This is a genomic window from Rhodoblastus sp. 17X3 (assembly GCF_030056575.1).
Classification (GTDB): Bacteria; Pseudomonadota; Alphaproteobacteria; order Rhizobiales; family Beijerinckiaceae; genus Rhodoblastus.
This window is the reverse complement of record NZ_JASHHX010000010.1, coordinates 112,974-128,786: the sequence shown is the minus strand read 5'-3', so window position 1 is coordinate 128,786 and position 15,813 is coordinate 112,974. Positions and strand designations below refer to the sequence as shown.

The following is a 15,813-nucleotide window of genomic DNA, read 5'->3' as shown; positions in this document are numbered from 1 at the left end:
CTTCCCGGATATGGTCGGCGATGGATTGCTAGACCTGAGCTTATTGTCTTCTCGCTGTTTGACAGCGGCAAGACGAAAATCCGCCGCGTTCAATCGACCATGGGCGAAGTGGCGATGCTTTCGGACAGGGTGGGGTCGGGGCCGAATTCCTCGACCGAGGACAGGGCGAGCAGCTCCATCAGCCTATGGCGCGCGCGATTGACGCGGCTCTTGATCGTGCCGACTGCGCAGCCGCAAATTTCGGCGGCTTCCTCATAGGAAAAACCTGACGCTCCGATCAGCACCAGCGCCTCGCGCTGATCGGCGGGGAGCCGGTCGAGCTGGAAGCGGAAATCGGCGAGATCGAGATGGGCGAGTTGATCGGGCAGGGAGACAAGACGCGCGGCGGCCTCGCCGTCCACGTCCTGGATTTCGCGCCGCGCCTTGCGATACTGGCTGAAGAAGGTATTGCGCATGATGGTGAACAGCCAGGCGCGCATGTTGGTCCCCTCCATGAAGGAGGAGGCGCTGGACCACGCCTTCATCAATGTGTCCTGCACCAGGTCGTCGGCGCGGTCGCTGTTGCCCGCGAGGGAAAGCGCGAAAGCGCGGAGCGACGGGATCTCCGCGAGAAGCAGGTCTTTCAGGCCAAGCCTGGCTTTTTCATTCATGCGGCCCCGGCCTTGTCCGCGCCGGCCTTGGCGGTTTTTTCGGGCTCTTCGCCGGCTTCGAGCCGGTCGAGCAGAAGCTTGAACCGGTCCGGGACGGGTTCGCGCGTCATGGCGTCGTACATATTCCGCAATTGTTTGCCAATGTGCGCCTGCAGGAGGGGCTCAAGCGTCGGTTCGACCGATTGCTCCTTTTGTCCACTTTCAGTCATTCAGCGCCAACCCCTGCTCCTGTTGCGGCCGTCCGGAGCGATGCGGCCCGGAGCGATACGGCGTCCGCTTGAAACGCCGCTCGCGCAGATTTGTTCCGCATGATCTATAATGCAGGAAAGTTTCGCGCTAGGATACTGCTACGTCCACGATCGAACGTCGCCCCCACTTTGAGGCTCTCATGTCTCTTTCAAGCCTGATCGGTCCGCAAATTCCCCTGTTGCGCCGTTATGCGCGCGCCCTGTCCGGCTCGCAGGCGAGCGGCGATTCCTATGTCGCCGCCGTGCTCGAAGCCCTCCTCGCCGATCCTTCGCTGTTCGATCGCGCCGCCGAGCCGCGCGGGGAAATCTACCGGCTGTTCTCCCTGGTCTGGAACGCCATGCCGCTCAACGGCCGCCCCTCCGAGGGCAAGCCGATGGGCTCGCAGACCGACAGCCGGCTGGAATCGCTCACGCCTTTGCCGCGTCAGGCTTTCTTGCTGACGGCGGTGGAAGGGTTCGATCCAGACAAGGCGGCGCGTATCCTCGGCGTCGGGAGACCCGAGTTCGACGCCATGATCGATAGGGCGGGCCGCGAGATCGGCGCCCAGGTCGCTACGACCGTCATGATCATCGAGGACGAGCCGCTGATCGCGATGGACCTCGAAACTCTGGTGGAAAGCCTCGGCCACAAGGTGGTCGGCATGGCGCGAACCCGGGCCGAGGCGGTCGCTCTGGCGCGCGCCTCGCGGCCGGGCCTCGTGCTCGCCGACATCCGCCTCGCCGACGGCAGCTCCGGCCTCGACGCCGTCAACGAAATCCTGGAGAGCTTCGGCGTGCCGGTGATCTTCATCACCGCCTATCCGGAATCCCTGCTCACCGGCCAGCGGCCCGAGCCGGCTTTCCTGATCTCGAAGCCGTTCCGCTCGGAAACGGTCAAGGCCATCGTCAGCCAGGCGATGTTCTTCAACGAACTGGCGCGACCGCCGCAGCGGCGGACCGCCTGAAGCCTTCTCAGCCGGCAGATTTGTACCGGCAGATGAGCAGGAAGGCGGCGACCGCCGCCGCGACTTCCGCCTGAATCGCGTCGTCGTCGTCCGGCTCGGCGACGCAGAACAGGGCGGCCTTGAAATAGCCGGCCTGGCAGAGCTGGATGAACTGGTCCGCCGCCAGCACAGGGTCGGCATGCGCGATCCTGCCGCGCGCCATCTGGCTTTCGAGATATAGTCCGAGCCTTTGCGCGCCCGCCTTGGGGCCGGCTTCGAAAAAGGCCTTGCCGATCTGCGGATATTTCGCGGCGACGCCTATGACCATGCGCATATGGGCGAGATGTTCGGCGCGGCACATGTTGCGCATCAGGCCAAGGCCGGTGCGGGTCAAGACCTGGCCAAGATTGTCGTCGTCCGGCCCGAACTGGAACAATTGCTCGGCCTGCTGCGCGCGGTCATATCGGATCAGGGCCTCGAACAGATCGCCTTTAGAAGGAAAATAAACGTAAAGCGTGCCTTTGGAGACGCTCGCCGCACGGGCGATGTCGTTCACGCTCGCGCCGTCGAAGCCATGGGCGAGAAAAACCTGGCGCGCGCCGTCGAGAATCTGGCGCGCCTTGCTGTCGCTTGCCGATTTCGCGCCGGTCGCTGCGCCTGGGACGCTGCTGCGCGAGGCGCGCTTTCGTCGAACGGAAGCGCCGCTTCTTTCTTTTGTCATGGCCCGCTCAAAACCCGCCGTACCGGAACGGGGGCCGCCAGCCGGCGGCGGCTTGCGACGGAGACTTGCGCCGCCCCTGATACAACCTATTGAAATGAAGACCATTACACCCGATGGCGCCAATGACGGCAAGAGGATTAACGGAATCTTGATGCGGGCGTCGCGTTTTTGCGCGGCATTTTATTTGACCGAACCGTTCGGTTCGAGCTATGAAAGTGAAATATTCAGCCTTTTACGCCAGATTTTCAGCTGCGCGCGAAGGCGAGCTTTATTGCTGACATGCGGCGTCCAGCGCCGTTCATTTCGTCCGCCCGCCCGGCGGAACCAAATTAATTTCCAGGGATTTGGACCTGGCGCGCTATTTTCGGGGATCAGATGAGCGAATCGTCCAGCCGCCCACAGGAATTCACGCCCAGCCGCGATTCGCTCGAAGGCGATGCCGCCGTCACGCCCTCCAACGAGGGCAATGTCGTTCCGGCTGAAAAACTGGCGCGCCTTTGGTCGCGCGGTTCGTCCAGCCAGGGCCCCTCTGTAAAAGGTTTTTCCCGCCAGGTCTTTTCGCGCCCGATCCCGGCGGGCTTGCGCGGTTCTTTTGACGCCCCCGCGGGGGCAGACGAGATTTGCGCGGGAACGGCGGCGGACGACGCCTCGCCGAGCAAATTCAAACAGGCGGCGCTCGTCGCGGCGGCCGCTCTCGCGTTCGCCTATGCGGGTATGGCTCTGTCGCATTACATCTCTGTCGGCCGTTTCGTCTATTCGACCGACAACGCCTATGTGCGGACCGATCTTGCGATCGTCTCCCCCAAGATTTCCGGCTATGTCGAACAGGTTCCCGTCATCGACAACCAGCACGTCAGGGCGGGGCAGCTGCTCGCGCGGATCGATTCCGGCGATTACCAGCTGGCTGTCGACATGGCGCGCCACAAGGTTCAGACCCAGGAAGCCGCAATCCTGCGAATTAAGGCGCAGGCCGATGCGCAATCGGCCGCCGTGGCGCAGGCCGAGGCCCAGATCGACGCCGCCCGGGCGGAGGTTGCGCGCTCCGAGGCGGAGCTGGGACGCGTGCGGTCGCTTGCCGCGTCGTCCTTCGCCTCGAAGCAGCGTTACGACCAGTCCATCGCGGACCGCGACAAGGCGAACGCCGCGCTCGCCGGCGCGCAGGCGCAGCTTGCCGGCGCGCGCGCCAATCTGGTCGTGCTGCAATCCTCGGTGCAGGAGGCCGAGCATGTGCGCGCCGAACTGGCCATCGCAGCGACGCGGGCCGAGCGCGATCTCGGCTTCACGGACATCAAGGCGCCATTCGACGGAACGCTGGGCAACCGCGTTGTCGAGCCCGGCCAATATGTCCAGCCCGGCGCGCGGCTGCTTGCCATAGCGCCGGATGGTCATTATTACGTCGAGGCCAATTTCAAGGAAACGCAGCTCGACCGCCTGGCTCCCGGCCAGAAGGCCTTGGTCCATATCGACGCCTATGACGGCAAGGAAGTCGAGGGCGTCGTCGAAAGCATCGCGCCGGCCTCCGGCTCGGAGTTCTCGCTGCTGCCCCCGGAAAACGCCACCGGCAATTTCACCAAGATCACCCAGCGCTTCCCGGTGCGCATCCGCCTCGCCACGGCCGACGGCAGTCGTCTGCGCGCCGGCATGTCGGTCGTCGTGGACGTCGACACGCGCTCCGGCGGCGGAAGCGAATGACCAGCCGGGCGTCCGGCGTTACGCCGGACGACGAGGCAGGCCGGGAGTTTTCGGCTGCGCGGCTGATCGCCTTCATCGCCATGGTCTTTGGCATGTTCATGGCGATCCTGGACATCCAGATTGTCTCAGCCTCGCTCTCGACCATTCAGGCCGGGCTCTCCGCCAGCTCAGACGAAGTCACCTGGGTGCAGACCGCCTATCTCGTCGCCGAAGTGGTGATGATTCCGTTGTCGGGATTCCTGTCGCGCGCCTTCTCGACCCGGCTGCTGTTCGCATTTTCCGCCGGGGGCTTCACCCTGATGAGCCTGCTCTGCGCGACGGCGACCGACATCCACCAGATGATCGTCTGGCGCGCCTTGCAGGGCTTCATCGGCGGGGCCATGATTCCGACGGTCTTCGCCGCCGCCTATTCGATCTTTCCGCGCGACAAGATGTCGATCGTAGCGCCGATCGTCGGCCTCGTCGCCACGCTCGCGCCCACCATCGGCCCCACGGTCGGCGGTTACCTGACCGACTTGTTCTCGTGGCGCTGGCTGTTCCTGGTCAATATCGGGCCGGGAATCGTCGTGACCCTGACGGTCTGGGCGCTGGTCGATTTCGACCGGCCCGATTTGCGCGTCCTGAAGAACTTCGACTGGATCGGGCTGGTCTCCATGGCCCTGTTCCTCGGCGGCCTGGAATATCTGCTGGAGGAAGGTCCCGGCAAGAACTGGTTCGAGGAACCGGCGATCGTCTGGGCGGCGCTGCTGTCGGCTTTCGGCGCGATCCTGTTCTTCTGGCGGGCCTTCAACGCGCCAAATCCGATTGTCGATCTATCCACCTTCGGCAACCGGAATTTCTGGACCGGCTCGCTGGCCTCCTTCGTCCTTGGCGTCGGGCTGTACGGCCTGACCTATGTCTATCCGATTTATCTCGCCCGCGTGCGCGGATTTTCCGCCCTGCAAATCGGCGAAACCATGTTCGTCACCGGCCTGTGCCAGTTCATCGCCGCGCCGATTGTCGGGCGGCTGCTCGGCAAGATCGATCTGCGTCTGATGATCGGAATTGGTTTCATCGGCTTCGCCTGGGGCGCGGCCATCCCCGCCTTCATCACGAGGGACTGGGCGTTCCAGGAGTTGCTGGCTCCGCAAATGCTTCGCGGCTTCTCCCTGATGTTCATGATGGTGCCGATCAACACGCTGGCCCTGGGCACACTGCCGCAGGAGAAGCTGAAAAATGCGTCCGGACTCTTCAACGTCACGCGCAATCTGGGCGGCGCCGTGGGCCTCGCGATCATCAATACGACGCTGAACAACCGCTTCGATCTGCACATCCAGCGGCTGCACGAGAAGCTCACCTGGGGCAATGTGCAGGCGCAGGAATATCTGGCGCGGCTCGGCGCGCTCTACGCCCATCACGGCGATCAGGCCAATCTGGCCGCGACCCGCCAGCTGGCGGCGCTGGCGCGGCGCGAGGCGCTGGTCATGGCGCTGGCCGACGTCTTTCTCGGCATGGCGGTTCTGTTCGTCGTCATGGCAGGCGTCGTGCCCCTGATGCGCCGGCCCGTCGTCGCTCCGCGGCCAGACGCCGGGCATTAGATATCTAGTCCTCGACGCGCTCCATCTGCGCGAGCTGACGCCCAAGGCGCGAGATGGCCTCGCGCAAGTCCAGCAATTCCTGCTCCGCGCTGGGCGAGGCCGGCGCGCCGTTGGCGTGCGGGCCGTCCAGCTCGCCCGAATCGTTGGGCGCCGCCGTCTCGCCGGAATGCAAAGCCTCCGGGCGTTCGATCAGCCGGCGCCGCAGGTCGAGATTGGCGCTCTCCATTTCCTCGCCGCGCTTCCGCTCGGCCGCGATTTTTGCCAGCATCCGCGCGCGGCGCGCATCGAAATCGGCCGAGCGCCGCTCGGCCTCGGCGAGATCCGCCGCCATGGCGTTGTTGCGGCTGGATAGCTCCTCGACCTGAGACGCGATCTCCCGCCGCGCCGCTTCGACGGCGGCCAGACGTTCGCGCGCGTCCTGAAGATTGCCGCCCGCCGTTTCCAGGGCGGTCTCCAGTTCGCTGACGCGGTTGTCGAGCCGGCGGCGTTCTTCGGCCAGCTTGTCGAACTCGCCATGAAGGGCGGTCAGGTCGGACTGGCGCTGGGCCAGCGTTTCGCGCGTTTCATCGAGCGCAGCCTGCGTTTTTTCGCCGAACTCCAGGGATTTGGCGAGCTGGGAATTGCGCTCGTTCAGCAGCGCGGTCGTCTGCTCCAGCTGTTCGGTGGTCCGCATGAGGGCCACAGCGCGACGCCCCAACTCCGCGGCGTCGGCGGCGCGCCCGTCGCGCGCTTCCGCCGCCTTGAGTTCGAGGGCGCGGTTCTCGGCGGCGAAGCGCGCGCGCAACAGATCACGGTCGGCTTCAATCTCGTCGAAAGTCATCGGCAGGCGCGATTCGACCCGCGCCAAGGTCAGCCGCCGCGCGCGCGCGGAGACGACGGGCAGAAAGGCCAGGCCGATGAGGCCGCAAATGACAAAGCCCAACGCGAAATCGACGATCTGTTCGACCAAGGGTCCCGCCCTGTGAAACGGCGCCCGCGAATGCGCCCGAAAACCGGCTCACACTGCCACTTTTGCCGCCGCATTGCAAAGCGGCGGCGGGGTCAGAACGGATTCCAGGTGGGGTGTTCGGTGAATTTCAGATAGCCGATGTTGATGCCGAGCCGGGCGCCGACGCCGGTGCGGATGGGAACAACGGTCACGCCATTGGCCGTCAAGGCGGTGACGCCGAAGCCGCCGACCAGATAGGCCGAGCCGTCGACGCCGACGAAACGCTGGTACAGGGCCTCGGTCGAGGGCAGGTTATAGATGAGCATCATGGTGCGGTCGCCATCCGCGCCATAATCGAGGCCCAGCGACGGCCCCTGCCAGAACACGCGGCGATCGCCGGCGTTGCGCGTGTACATCGAGCCCTCGCCAAAGCGCAGGCCGCCGACAAAGGCGCCGCCCGCCTCCTGGCCGAGCACATAGGCGTTGGGCTGGCCCCAGCGCTTGGTCGCCGACTGGATCGCTTCGGCCAGTCCGCGCGAGAGCGAGCCGAAAAAGCGGTGGCCGTTGTCGATCAGTTCATTGTCGGTATAGGGAATCGGCCGCTCTTCGGCCAAAGCGGGACCAGATCCGCCCGCGGCCCCGGATAGGGCGGCGAAGACGCCAAGCCCGAGTCTCTGGCAGAGGGCGCGCCGCGACATGCTGTTCATGGCCATGCTCTCTCAGGCTTGGTTCGAGCGCCGGATTATCGCGGCTCAGGCTGAACCGTTCATTAACAGACGCCGCTCGCCCGGAAACGCGCCGCCGCCGAGGGGTCGCCCCAGGCGATGAAGGGGCCATTGGCGAATTCGCGCGCCGCCTTGCCATAGACGGCGGGCGCGCCGGAGAGGTCGAGCACCACGCCGCCCGCGCGGCGCAGCACGGCGTCGCCGGCGGCCGTGTCCCATTCCATGGTGGGGCCGAAGCGTGGATAGACATCGGCCTCGCCCGCGGCGAGGAGGCAAAATTTCAGCGACGAGCCGAGCGGGACGATGTCCCTGACAGTCAGGCGCCCCAGGAAACGCTTGGTTCCCGTGTCGAGATGGCTTCGGCTCGCCACGGCGACGGCATCGCGCTCGGGCATGGGCCGTACATGCAGCTCTCGCCATTCGGCGCGGGGCGGCATGCCGCCGCCCGGTTCGGCGACAAAGGTCCAGGCGCGGCTGCCTGCGACGAACATTTCGCCGCGCGCGGGCGCGTAGACAGCGCCTACCGCAGGCGCGCCATTGCGGATCAGGGCGATATTGACCGAGAAACAGTCGCGCCCCTCCAGAAATTCCCGGGTGCCGTCGAGCGGATCGACCAGGAAGAACGGGCCCCTGTCGATTTCCGGCGTTCCTCCGCTTGCGCAAAGTTCTTCCGCGACGATTGGAAAACGCGGCGCCAGGCGCACCAGGCCCTCGAGAATGATTTCCTCGGCGAGAAGGTCGGCGTCACAGACCGGACTCGAATCGCTCTTGATTCGCGCCCGGGCGCCCGACGCGCGGACGCGCATGATGGCGGCGCCCGCCTTGAGGGCGAGAAAGGCGAAAATTTCCGCCAGGGCGTCGTCATCCTGCAATCGATCCGTCATGGTTTCCCGCCGCTAACCTCGCGCTAACCAATCCCCTACATAAGCTGGGGCAGGCGCCCGCGAAAGGCCTTCCTGTCCACGGCGCCCAGCCTCTTTCGTCTATCTCTTTCACCTGTATTCGCCGTCCGCCTCCGCCGCAGCCGCCGCGCGGCCCGAACATCCGGGTTCAAGGGAAGCCGAAATCGGGCTAGACTCTTGTCGCGCCCGCGCCTTAACCGCAGCTGATTCGTTTGACCAGACCGGAACCTTCTCATGAACATTCTCGCGCTCGAACCACTCGATCTCGCCGCCCTCCTGGCCTCGCGCGTCTGTCATGACGTGATCAGCCCCGTCGGCGCCATCGTCAACGGACTGGAGGTCCTGGAGGAAGACAAGGACGAGGGCATGCGCGAATTCGCGCTCGACCTGATCCGCAAGAGCGCCAGGACCGCTTCGGCGCGGCTGCAATTCTGCCGTCTCGCGTTCGGCGCCGCCGGCTCGGCGGGCGCCTCCATTGACACCGGCGACGCCGAAAAGGTGGCCCGCGGCCTGTTCGCCGACGAACGCACCCAGCTGATCTGGGACGCGCCCCGGGTCTTCATGCCGAAGAACAAGGTTAAGCTCGCGCTCAATCTCTGCCTGATCGCGGCGGCCTGCATCCCGCGCGGCGGCGTGATGCATGTGGTCATTGAAGGCGAAGGCGACGACGCCCGCATCGACGTCACTGTCAAGGGTCCGAATCTCAAGCTGGCCAGCCATGTCGCCGATCTGCTCGAAGGCCGCTCGGAAAGCGGGTCCGTGGACGCCCATGGCATCCAGCCCTATTTCACCGGCCTGGTCGCGCGCTCCTGCGGCATGGCCGTGCAGGTCACGGCCAGCAGCGACGACGTGACCTTCAAGGCTTCGACCGCCGCCGCCGAGTAAGGCTGGGCGCGGAGGGACGAGCCGCGTTCCCGGTGAAAGTTTTGCGAAAGGCGGCGTCTTCGCCTTGCGTTGGCGCGACAGGCGGTTATAAAGACGCGAAATTCGTCGGGGAGTTCCGCCCCCGGAAATGCGAATGGAGGGGTGGCCGAGTGGTTGAAGGCGCACGCCTGGAAAGTGTGTATACGGGAAACCGTATCGCGGGTTCGAATCCCGCTCCCTCCGCCAGCCAAGCCTATACCTAGCTGATACAAAAAGATATTTTTTGCACCACTGTATGCGGCCCCACTTTAGGCCCCACTTTAGGCGTGAGATTTGAGCGGCTCGCCATGGACAGGGGCGAACAGTCCTTCGCGCCTAGGCTCGTGTGGAAGTTGCTCCGGCAGAGCTGTCCCGATACCCACCGAACCGCCAATCAATTGCTGAGCTACCGCTGCGTTTCCGGCAGCCATTGCCCTGCCTAGACGGATGCGCGTCTACCGAAGCGGGACAGGACGCGCGAGATACGCGCCACACGACTGCGAACAAAACGCGGTTCCAATATCGCCAAAGTTCTTTGTTTTTGTTATGTTCTTGGCATGAAAACGCATGCCCAAAACATCATCGAAAAATTGAAATGTCGGGCCGCGGCCCGATGCGACGCTCGCGAGACGACGGAGTTGTTGGGCGGTGAATGGCAAGCGCAGGGCGTACGGCGTTGCCCTGTCTGCGGCGGAACCGATGCCTTGCTCATTCGCGATGTCGAAGATTCTGGCGCCGTGGCTTTCTGGTGCACGAACGGCTGTTCGCGGAACGCCATCGACGAGGCTGTCGGCGAGATTTTGAGCGCGCAGGGCGTCAATATGTATCACCGCCCGCCGTGGGTTGGAGACGACTGACATGGCCGCGCGAACAACGAAGGCGGAAGGGCGACCCAAGGGCTCAAAGACAAAGCCCCGCGATCCGCTGCTGCCGATGTCAGAACGTGGCGTCGTCACCCCGGAGCATTGCGAACTGGCGCGTCGGTTGGCTTTGATCGGCCTCGACGACCAGCGGATCGCGACGGCGCTCGGGATCAGTGAATCGACGCTGACCCTTTGGAAGCGGAAATTCCCCGAATTTAAGGCGGCGATCCATGCAGGCAAAGACATAGCTGACGCGCCCGTGATTTCGTCTTTGTACGAGCTGACCCAGCGGCGAACTGTTCGACGGGCGCGGCCCATGGTTGTCGATAAGTCCGTGGAGATCGTCGAATACGATGAGGCCGTCGAGGCGGATTTGAAGGCGGCGCAATATTGGATGGCCTGTCGTCATCCAGAAAAATGGTCGCTCAACAAACTGCGCGGCGGCGGCGACAGTGAGAGCGCCGACGAGATTGCGCGGCAGGAGGCGGCGGTTCGTCAGATGCTGGACGATGTTGAGGCGCGGTCGGTCGTCGCGCTGCTCGGATTGACGCCGTCGTCAAAGTTGGCGCGGTGATCTGGGCCGCAGCCTAATCCGGAGTCAAATCAGACGTAATTGGCAGCCGATGGCGCGTGAAACAAAGTCCGCTGGCGGCGGAAAGGGGTCATCGCAGATTCTGCCCGCCTTGTCCCTTAGCGGACGTTGACGGTTGGTCGGATCTCAAGTCCACATCGCATTTCAAAAGCCATCCTTCATTGATGGCAATTTTTAAGGGGGCAGGCCAGGCGGGTGCCGACTGGATCACTCCGTTGCCGTAAATACCCCCGGGACAGCCGCCTTGGCGTTGCAACTGCCCCCCAGACATTGTGAGGCGTGCATCATTCGATGATCCGGATATGGCGCTTGCGAGGGAATCGTCCTTGGCTCCGAACAGTTTCGTACCCCCTGCCGATCAGATGACCGAATGTTTGAAGCGGAGCGCGATGTCATCCAGGCGATGGCCGTGGAACCGCTGAATAAGGGTCATTGCGCGCCCTCGTCGGCAGATCCATAAGCGGCGTCGCTTCACTCAGCCCCCCGTTCAGCCCCGCCGCTCGATGGAGCGGCGGGGAACCGAGAGCCATTGGCGTCAAGGAGCAGACGCCCCTTGCAAAACCCTTAATCACCCGGGTGCGGTTCAAGCGAACTTGAAGTCGCCCGCCACCAGCGTCGTCGCCGTGACGCCCAACAGTGTGAGTTGATCAGTCCCTGCGGTAATGATCGTGTCCGCGCCGCTTTGAGTGATGAGCAAATCAGCAAATGACCCGACGCCCGCCACATGGCTGAACTCGATCTGGTCGCCTTGTACTTGGCTGAAGTCATAGATGTTATTGTAGATTCCGACCGTCATGGAGCAACTGTCCTCAAAGACAAACAGATCCTTGCCCCCGCTTGCGTTTCCCGACATTGATCCGAAATCGCCCCACATGTCGTTGTAGACTGTGCCGCCGGTTATGGCGGTCCCAGCAAACAGGGTGTCGTTGCCGCCGCCAACACTGGTGCCTGCAGTCTGCCCATCACCATAGAGAACATTGTTGACAGTCCCGGCTCCTTTGGAGTCGCCGCCGATCAGCGTATCGTCGCCTGCATGGGACTGATCGGACATGTCGATTGCGTCGCCATAGAGAACGTTCGTGAGATAGACACTGCCGCTACTGCCATCTCCGCCGATTAATTTGTCGTTGCCGCCCTTCGCCGACCCGGACATGGCAATTGCATCGCCGTAGAGTGTGTTGTCCGCCCGGTCACCGCTGCGGCTGTCTCCGCCGACCAGGGTATCGTTGCCCCCCGCGGAAGACCCCGACATTGTCAATGCATCGCCAAACATTGCGTTCTGCATTCGGTCAGAAAGTGGCGGCGTGGCGCCGGCACCAATGTTGTCGCCGCCGATCAACTTATCGTCGCCGCCTTTTGCGGACCCGGACATGGAGTATGCATCTCCAAAGAAAAAGTTCAGGACATAGCCACTGGTAATGGCAGCTCCGCCAGTTAGGGTATCGTCTCCGCCCGTGGCGGATTCGGACATGGTGTATGCATCACCATAGAGATAGTTCTCGATATGGCCACCGGCGAAGGTGTTGTCGCCGCCGATCAGTTTGTCATTGCCGCCCTTGCGGGAGCCGTGCATACTGCGTTCGTCGCCATAGAGATAGTTGTAGAGAGAGCCGCTTCCGCTGGCGTTGCCTCCCGTCAACTTATCGTCGCCGCCCGTTACTGCGGACCCGCCGCTGATGGCGGATGCGTCGCCATAGAGATAGTTCTTGAGAGAGCCGCTACCGCTGTTGTCGCCGCCGATCAACTGGTCGTTGCCGCCCCTGGCGGAATCGTTCATGACGGCTGCGTCGCCATAGAGATAGTTGTAGAGAGAGCCGCTTCCGCTGTTGTTGCCGCCGATCAACTTGTCGTCGCCCCCCTGGGGCGAGCCGTACATAGTGTCGGCGTCGCCACTAAGGTTGTTATAGACACTGCCGGCGCCGCTGTTGTTTCCGCCGATCATTATGTCATTTCCGCCTTGGGCGGAAACGTACATGACGTCTGCGTCGCCAGAGATATTGTTCTCCAGGCTGCCCGCGCCACTGTTGTTGCCGCCGATCAACTGGTCGTTGCCGCCCCTGGCGGAATCGTTCATGGCGGCTGCATCGCCATAGAGATGGTTGTAGAGAATGCCGGCGCCGCTGTTGTCGCCGCCGATCAACCTATCGTTGCCGCCCTTGGCGGACCCGGACATGGTGCGTGCATCGCCATAGAGACCGTTCACCGAGGTCCCGCCACCGTTGTTGTTTCCTCCCGTCAGCGTATCGTTGCCGCCCTTGGAGGCTTCTGTCATCGTGTACGCATCGCCAAACAGATTATTATTCGCCACACCATAGAGATTGTTATTCGCCACACCATTTATGCCGGCGTCTCCGCCGAACAACTTATCGTTGCCGCCCGTGGCCGACCCGGACATCGCGTATGCATCACCAACAAGATAGTTCGTCAGATAGCTATAGGCACCGGTGCTGTCGCCGCCGCTCAACGTATCGTTGCCGCCCTTGGCGGTCTCGGTCATGGTGTACGCGTCGCCATAGAGGTAGTTGATGAGGCTGACAGCGTCATCGCCGCTGTTATTTCCTCCGGTCAACTTATCGTTGCCACCCTTGGCGGACCCGGACATGGCGTACCAATCGCCATAGAGAGAGTTGGACATAAAGCCACCCCCGGCGGTCCTATTGCCGCCGATGAGCGTGTCATTGCCCCCATGGCCGCTGACGACCGTATCATTACTGTCGCCGAAGAGTGTGTTGTTCGAATTATCAATACCGACGAGGTATTTGTTCTTGGACATAACACCCTCCAGTTGGTCTGGCATGAGCGCCTTTGAAGTGGCGGCTCAGCCCGGTAAGCCCAGTCAGGCAAACGAAAAATCACTCGCCGTTAATGCGCCTGTAAAGTTCTTCAACGTTACCTGGTCGTTTCCTGCCGTGATCGTGGCGGTCGCGCTCAACACGTTGTAGCTAATGTTGAGATCAGAGAACTGATCGATCTTATCCGCACCGTTGAACACGCTCGCGAATTCGATCATGTCATGCTGCGCCTGACTGAAATCCTCGATGCTGTTCTGGGTCCCGACTGTCAAAGAACCTTCGTCTTTGAAGACGAACAAATCTTGACCGCCTTGGGCGCAGCCGCTCAATTGTCCGTCACCCCACATGTCGTTGACGACCGTCCCGTAACTTGACCTTCCAGCATAAAGAATATCATCCCCGCCCTTGGCCGAGCCGGACAAGGTTTCCGCATCTCCGTAAAGACTGTTCAAGAGTGGTCCATAACCCGACGACAGCTTGTCCCCCCCACTCAGGGTGTCGTTGCCGCCATGAGTGGCGTCAGCCATATTGTAAGCGTCGCCGTAGAGAGCGTTGTTTGCGGAACCTCGGCCACTGCTTCCGCCAACCAGGTTGTCGTTGCCGCCTCTGGCGGCACCGGACATGTCGTACGCGTCGCCGTAGAGCGTGTTGTTCGCCCGGCCACCGAACGATGAGCTCCCGGAGCCATTCCCGCCGGTCAGGTTGTCGTCGCCGCCCCTCGCTGAGCCAGCCATGCTGTATGCGTCGCCGTAGAGCACGTTGTCTGAAATTCTCTGATAGCCAAAGCCGCCGACTAGGGTGTCGTTGCCGCCCTTGGCGCTGCCGGACATGCCATACCCGTCGCCATAGAGGGTGTTGGACGCGTTCGTTCCGCCTGTCAGGGCATCGTTACCACCCTTGGCGTTGCCGGACATAAGGTTGGCGTCGCCATAGAGCACGTTGTCTGCGTTGCCAGCCCCCGGCAATGAAGATCCAGCCCCGCCGCCTATCAGGGTGTCGTCGCCGCCCTTGGCGTTTCCCGACATCTCGTAGGCGTCGCCATAGAGGATGTTGGAGGCGCTGCCACCCCGAGCGCCGTACCCGCCGCTCAGAATGTCATCGCCACCCTTGGTGTTTCCCGACATTTCGTAAGCGTCGCCATAGAGAATGTTCGAGGCGCTGCCGCCGCCATAGGCGTACCCTCCCGTCAGAACATCGTCGCCGCCATGAGCAACGCCGACCATCTTATACCAATCGCCGAACAGGATATTTGAAGCGCTGAGACCAAACGATGTGGCGTTGCCGCCGGCGAGGTCATCGTTTCCGCCCACGCCGCGGGTGGCGGTGAGATTCCCGTCGCCGAAGAACGGCGCGTTGTCGAGATTGTCCTGGCCTTGGAAAATCGTCATCTCAGTCTCCTACCTATTTTAGGGGAGATCGCCGGACGTTCGAGCTAAGAAAAATTAAGCCCGGATAGTTCCCGTTTATTTTCCGAGTTCAATTTTTACTAAAATCACAACTATGATTTTCTGGCATTGATTTGGTTCAAGTTCATCCTTAGTAACGCTTTCGTGAAGAGCGGCCCCCCGCTTCTAAGTATCGCCGTCGAAGTCTGGAATTTGGCCAGCTTTTCCGCCATTGGCGGTCCACCGGCGAATGACGGCTTCGAGCCGAAGGCGGACGAACGAAATTGCCCGGTCAGGTAACAATCCGCCGACATTGACCACCGATCCAGGCGTCACCTGAGTCCTGTTCGCTGTGATAGAGACGCCTTCGCGCGCGTGTGGCAATATCGGCAGTCGGCATCACGCTGATAATCGACGCTTAGCCCAGAAACCAGAACCCATGACGTCCGACAACTATCATCTGCCATTCGTCCAAAGCTCACCTCGCCCGACACGATAATGCCCCTGCTGACTGCGCTCTTGCTGAAGGACGAAGACGTCGGGCACCTTGGCTAGGTTCCGCAATATCACTTCCCGACGTTTCTTCGACGGCGACCCTGCGGCTTTCCAGATCGCGGCATTGAGCGGCGTCGAGTCGCTCTTTCGCATCGCCAATTGCCGGTGGATCGCCAAGATGAGCCCCATGGCTGTCATGGCTCCCGCTTGTTCAACGCACTCTATGATCGCGACAGGGATTTTGGGGACGTAACGGCTCGCGGCAACGGGGGCCTTTTCGAGATCGACTCGTTCGGCGTGGCAATCCAGTTCCGCCGTCAGCACCTGTTCCAGGATAGCGTGTTCGTTCATTGGAGAGCGAGATTTGCCAATCACCGGACTCCCCTATCTCGTTCTATCATAGAATATAGAAATAAG

General features: G+C 62.5%; 16 protein-coding genes and 1 tRNA gene. 7 read left to right on the top strand and 10 right to left on the bottom strand.

Annotated elements, in window-relative coordinates:
- Positions 1-89: 89 nt before the first annotated feature.
- Together QM467_RS11455 and QM467_RS11450 are read right to left on the bottom strand one after the other, a co-directional pair.
- Positions 90-650: a sigma-70 family RNA polymerase sigma factor gene (locus tag QM467_RS11455; protein WP_283366453.1), complete on the bottom strand. Its 561-nt coding sequence runs from the start codon at positions 648-650 to the stop codon at positions 90-92.
- Positions 647-859: a NepR family anti-sigma factor gene (locus QM467_RS11450; RefSeq protein ID WP_283366452.1), complete on the bottom strand. Its 213-nt coding sequence runs from the start codon at positions 857-859 to the stop codon at positions 647-649. Before QM467_RS11450 ends, QM467_RS11455 begins: the two co-directional genes overlap by 4 nt.
- Positions 860-1,038: 179 nt before the next feature.
- Between QM467_RS11450 and QM467_RS11445 the strand changes: the two genes are divergently transcribed.
- Positions 1,039-1,842, top strand: a complete 804-nt coding sequence (locus tag QM467_RS11445) for a response regulator (RefSeq protein ID WP_283366451.1) — start codon at positions 1,039-1,041, stop codon at positions 1,840-1,842.
- Positions 1,843-1,849: 7 nt separating this feature from the next.
- Here QM467_RS11445 and QM467_RS11440 read toward each other — a convergent pair whose 3' ends face one another.
- Positions 1,850-2,377, bottom strand: a complete 528-nt coding sequence (locus QM467_RS11440) for a TetR/AcrR family transcriptional regulator (protein ID WP_283366450.1) — start codon at positions 2,375-2,377, stop codon at positions 1,850-1,852.
- On the opposite strand from QM467_RS11440, the gene QM467_RS11435 reads away from it, so the two are divergent.
- From QM467_RS11435 to QM467_RS11425, 3 genes are read left to right on the top strand one after another with little or no spacing between them, the layout of a single operon-like run.
- Positions 2,367-2,921 (top strand): hypothetical protein, encoded by a 555-nt coding sequence (locus QM467_RS11435; protein WP_283366449.1) that lies wholly within the window; start codon positions 2,367-2,369, stop codon positions 2,919-2,921. The genes QM467_RS11440 and QM467_RS11435 overlap by 11 nt on opposite strands.
- Complete coding sequence (locus QM467_RS11430; protein WP_283366448.1) at positions 2,918-4,234, top strand: HlyD family secretion protein; 1,317 nt, start codon at positions 2,918-2,920, stop codon at positions 4,232-4,234. The genes QM467_RS11435 and QM467_RS11430 overlap by 4 nt, the downstream gene beginning before the upstream one ends.
- Entirely contained in the window at positions 4,231-5,811 is a 1,581-nt protein-coding gene (locus QM467_RS11425; RefSeq protein ID WP_446737765.1) for a DHA2 family efflux MFS transporter permease subunit, read from the top strand. The genes QM467_RS11430 and QM467_RS11425 overlap by 4 nt, the downstream gene beginning before the upstream one ends.
- 4 nt (positions 5,812-5,815) lie before the next feature.
- On the opposite strand, the gene QM467_RS11420 is transcribed toward QM467_RS11425, so the two are convergent.
- From QM467_RS11420 to cysQ, 3 genes are all read right to left on the bottom strand, one after another.
- Complete coding sequence (locus QM467_RS11420; protein WP_283366447.1) at positions 5,816-6,760, bottom strand: hypothetical protein; 945 nt, start codon at positions 6,758-6,760, stop codon at positions 5,816-5,818.
- Positions 6,761-6,852: 92 nt separating this feature from the next.
- The gene (locus tag QM467_RS11415; protein ID WP_283366446.1) at positions 6,853-7,446 is read right to left on the bottom strand and encodes a DUF1134 domain-containing protein; all 594 of its coding nucleotides are present in this window, start codon (positions 7,444-7,446) and stop codon (positions 6,853-6,855) included.
- 62 nt (positions 7,447-7,508) lie between these two features.
- Positions 7,509-8,348: a 3'(2'),5'-bisphosphate nucleotidase CysQ gene (gene cysQ / locus QM467_RS11410; protein ID WP_283366445.1), complete on the bottom strand. Its 840-nt coding sequence runs from the start codon at positions 8,346-8,348 to the stop codon at positions 7,509-7,511.
- Positions 8,349-8,600: 252 nt separating this feature from the next.
- Here cysQ and chpT point away from each other — a divergent pair, with 252 nt between their 5' ends.
- A complete protein-coding gene (chpT, locus tag QM467_RS11405; RefSeq protein WP_283366444.1) occupies positions 8,601-9,251 on the top strand; it encodes a histidine phosphotransferase ChpT in 651 nt (216 codons plus the stop codon).
- A gap of 135 nt (positions 9,252-9,386) precedes the next feature.
- Positions 9,387-9,476 (top strand) — tRNA-Ser (locus QM467_RS11400).
- Between the two features lie 248 nt (positions 9,477-9,724).
- On the opposite strand, the gene QM467_RS11395 is transcribed toward QM467_RS11400, so the two are convergent.
- Positions 9,725-10,129 carry a hypothetical protein gene (locus QM467_RS11395; RefSeq protein ID WP_283366443.1) on the bottom strand — a complete coding sequence of 135 codons (405 nt, stop codon included), beginning with the start codon at positions 10,127-10,129 and terminating at the stop codon, positions 9,725-9,727.
- A 130-nt stretch (positions 10,130-10,259) separates the two neighbouring features.
- Here QM467_RS11395 and QM467_RS11390 point away from each other — a divergent pair, with 130 nt between their 5' ends.
- The gene (locus QM467_RS11390) at positions 10,260-10,706 is read left to right on the top strand and encodes a hypothetical protein (protein WP_283366442.1); all 447 of its coding nucleotides are present in this window, start codon (positions 10,260-10,262) and stop codon (positions 10,704-10,706) included.
- Positions 10,707-11,307: 601 nt separating this feature from the next.
- On the opposite strand, the gene QM467_RS11385 is transcribed toward QM467_RS11390, so the two are convergent.
- The 3 genes from QM467_RS11385 to QM467_RS11375 all read right to left on the bottom strand — a co-directional run bounded on the left by QM467_RS11385 (position 11,308) and on the right by QM467_RS11375 (position 15,747).
- Positions 11,308-13,497: a beta strand repeat-containing protein gene (locus QM467_RS11385; protein ID WP_283366441.1), complete on the bottom strand. Its 2,190-nt coding sequence runs from the start codon at positions 13,495-13,497 to the stop codon at positions 11,308-11,310.
- A 63-nt stretch (positions 13,498-13,560) separates the two neighbouring features.
- On the bottom strand, positions 13,561-14,904 hold the full coding sequence (locus QM467_RS11380) for a hypothetical protein (protein WP_283366440.1): 1,344 nt from the start codon (positions 14,902-14,904) through the stop codon (positions 13,561-13,563).
- Between the two features lie 453 nt (positions 14,905-15,357).
- On the bottom strand, positions 15,358-15,747 hold the full coding sequence (locus tag QM467_RS11375) for a hypothetical protein (RefSeq protein ID WP_283366439.1): 390 nt from the start codon (positions 15,745-15,747) through the stop codon (positions 15,358-15,360).
- Between the last annotated feature and the right edge of the window lie 66 nt (positions 15,748-15,813).

What these genes read in the sequence shown, in the direction of transcription:
- QM467_RS11395 (WP_283366443.1), bottom strand. Translation starts at nt 10,129, where the DNA reads ATGTCAGTCGTCTCCAACCCACGGCGGGCGGTGATACATATTGACGCC.
- QM467_RS11415 (WP_283366446.1), bottom strand. Translation starts at nt 7,446, where the DNA reads ATGAACAGCATGTCGCGGCGCGCCCTCTGCCAGAGACTCGGGCTTGGC.
- QM467_RS11435 (WP_283366449.1), top strand. Translation starts at nt 2,367, where the DNA reads ATGTCGTTCACGCTCGCGCCGTCGAAGCCATGGGCGAGAAAAACCTGG.
- QM467_RS11385 (WP_283366441.1), bottom strand. Translation starts at nt 13,497, where the DNA reads ATGTCCAAGAACAAATACCTCGTCGGTATTGATAATTCGAACAACACA.
- QM467_RS11430 (WP_283366448.1), top strand. Translation starts at nt 2,918, where the DNA reads ATGAGCGAATCGTCCAGCCGCCCACAGGAATTCACGCCCAGCCGCGAT.
- QM467_RS11450 (WP_283366452.1), bottom strand. Translation starts at nt 859, where the DNA reads ATGACTGAAAGTGGACAAAAGGAGCAATCGGTCGAACCGACGCTTGAG.
- QM467_RS11375 (WP_283366439.1), bottom strand. Translation starts at nt 15,747, where the DNA reads ATGAACGAACACGCTATCCTGGAACAGGTGCTGACGGCGGAACTGGAT.
- QM467_RS11425 (WP_446737765.1), top strand. Translation starts at nt 4,231, where the DNA reads ATGACCAGCCGGGCGTCCGGCGTTACGCCGGACGACGAGGCAGGCCGG.
- QM467_RS11380 (WP_283366440.1), bottom strand. Translation starts at nt 14,904, where the DNA reads ATGACGATTTTCCAAGGCCAGGACAATCTCGACAACGCGCCGTTCTTC.
- chpT (WP_283366444.1), top strand. Translation starts at nt 8,601, where the DNA reads ATGAACATTCTCGCGCTCGAACCACTCGATCTCGCCGCCCTCCTGGCC.
- QM467_RS11455 (WP_283366453.1), bottom strand. Translation starts at nt 650, where the DNA reads ATGAATGAAAAAGCCAGGCTTGGCCTGAAAGACCTGCTTCTCGCGGAG.
- cysQ (WP_283366445.1), bottom strand. Translation starts at nt 8,348, where the DNA reads ATGACGGATCGATTGCAGGATGACGACGCCCTGGCGGAAATTTTCGCC.
- QM467_RS11445 (WP_283366451.1), top strand. Translation starts at nt 1,039, where the DNA reads ATGTCTCTTTCAAGCCTGATCGGTCCGCAAATTCCCCTGTTGCGCCGT.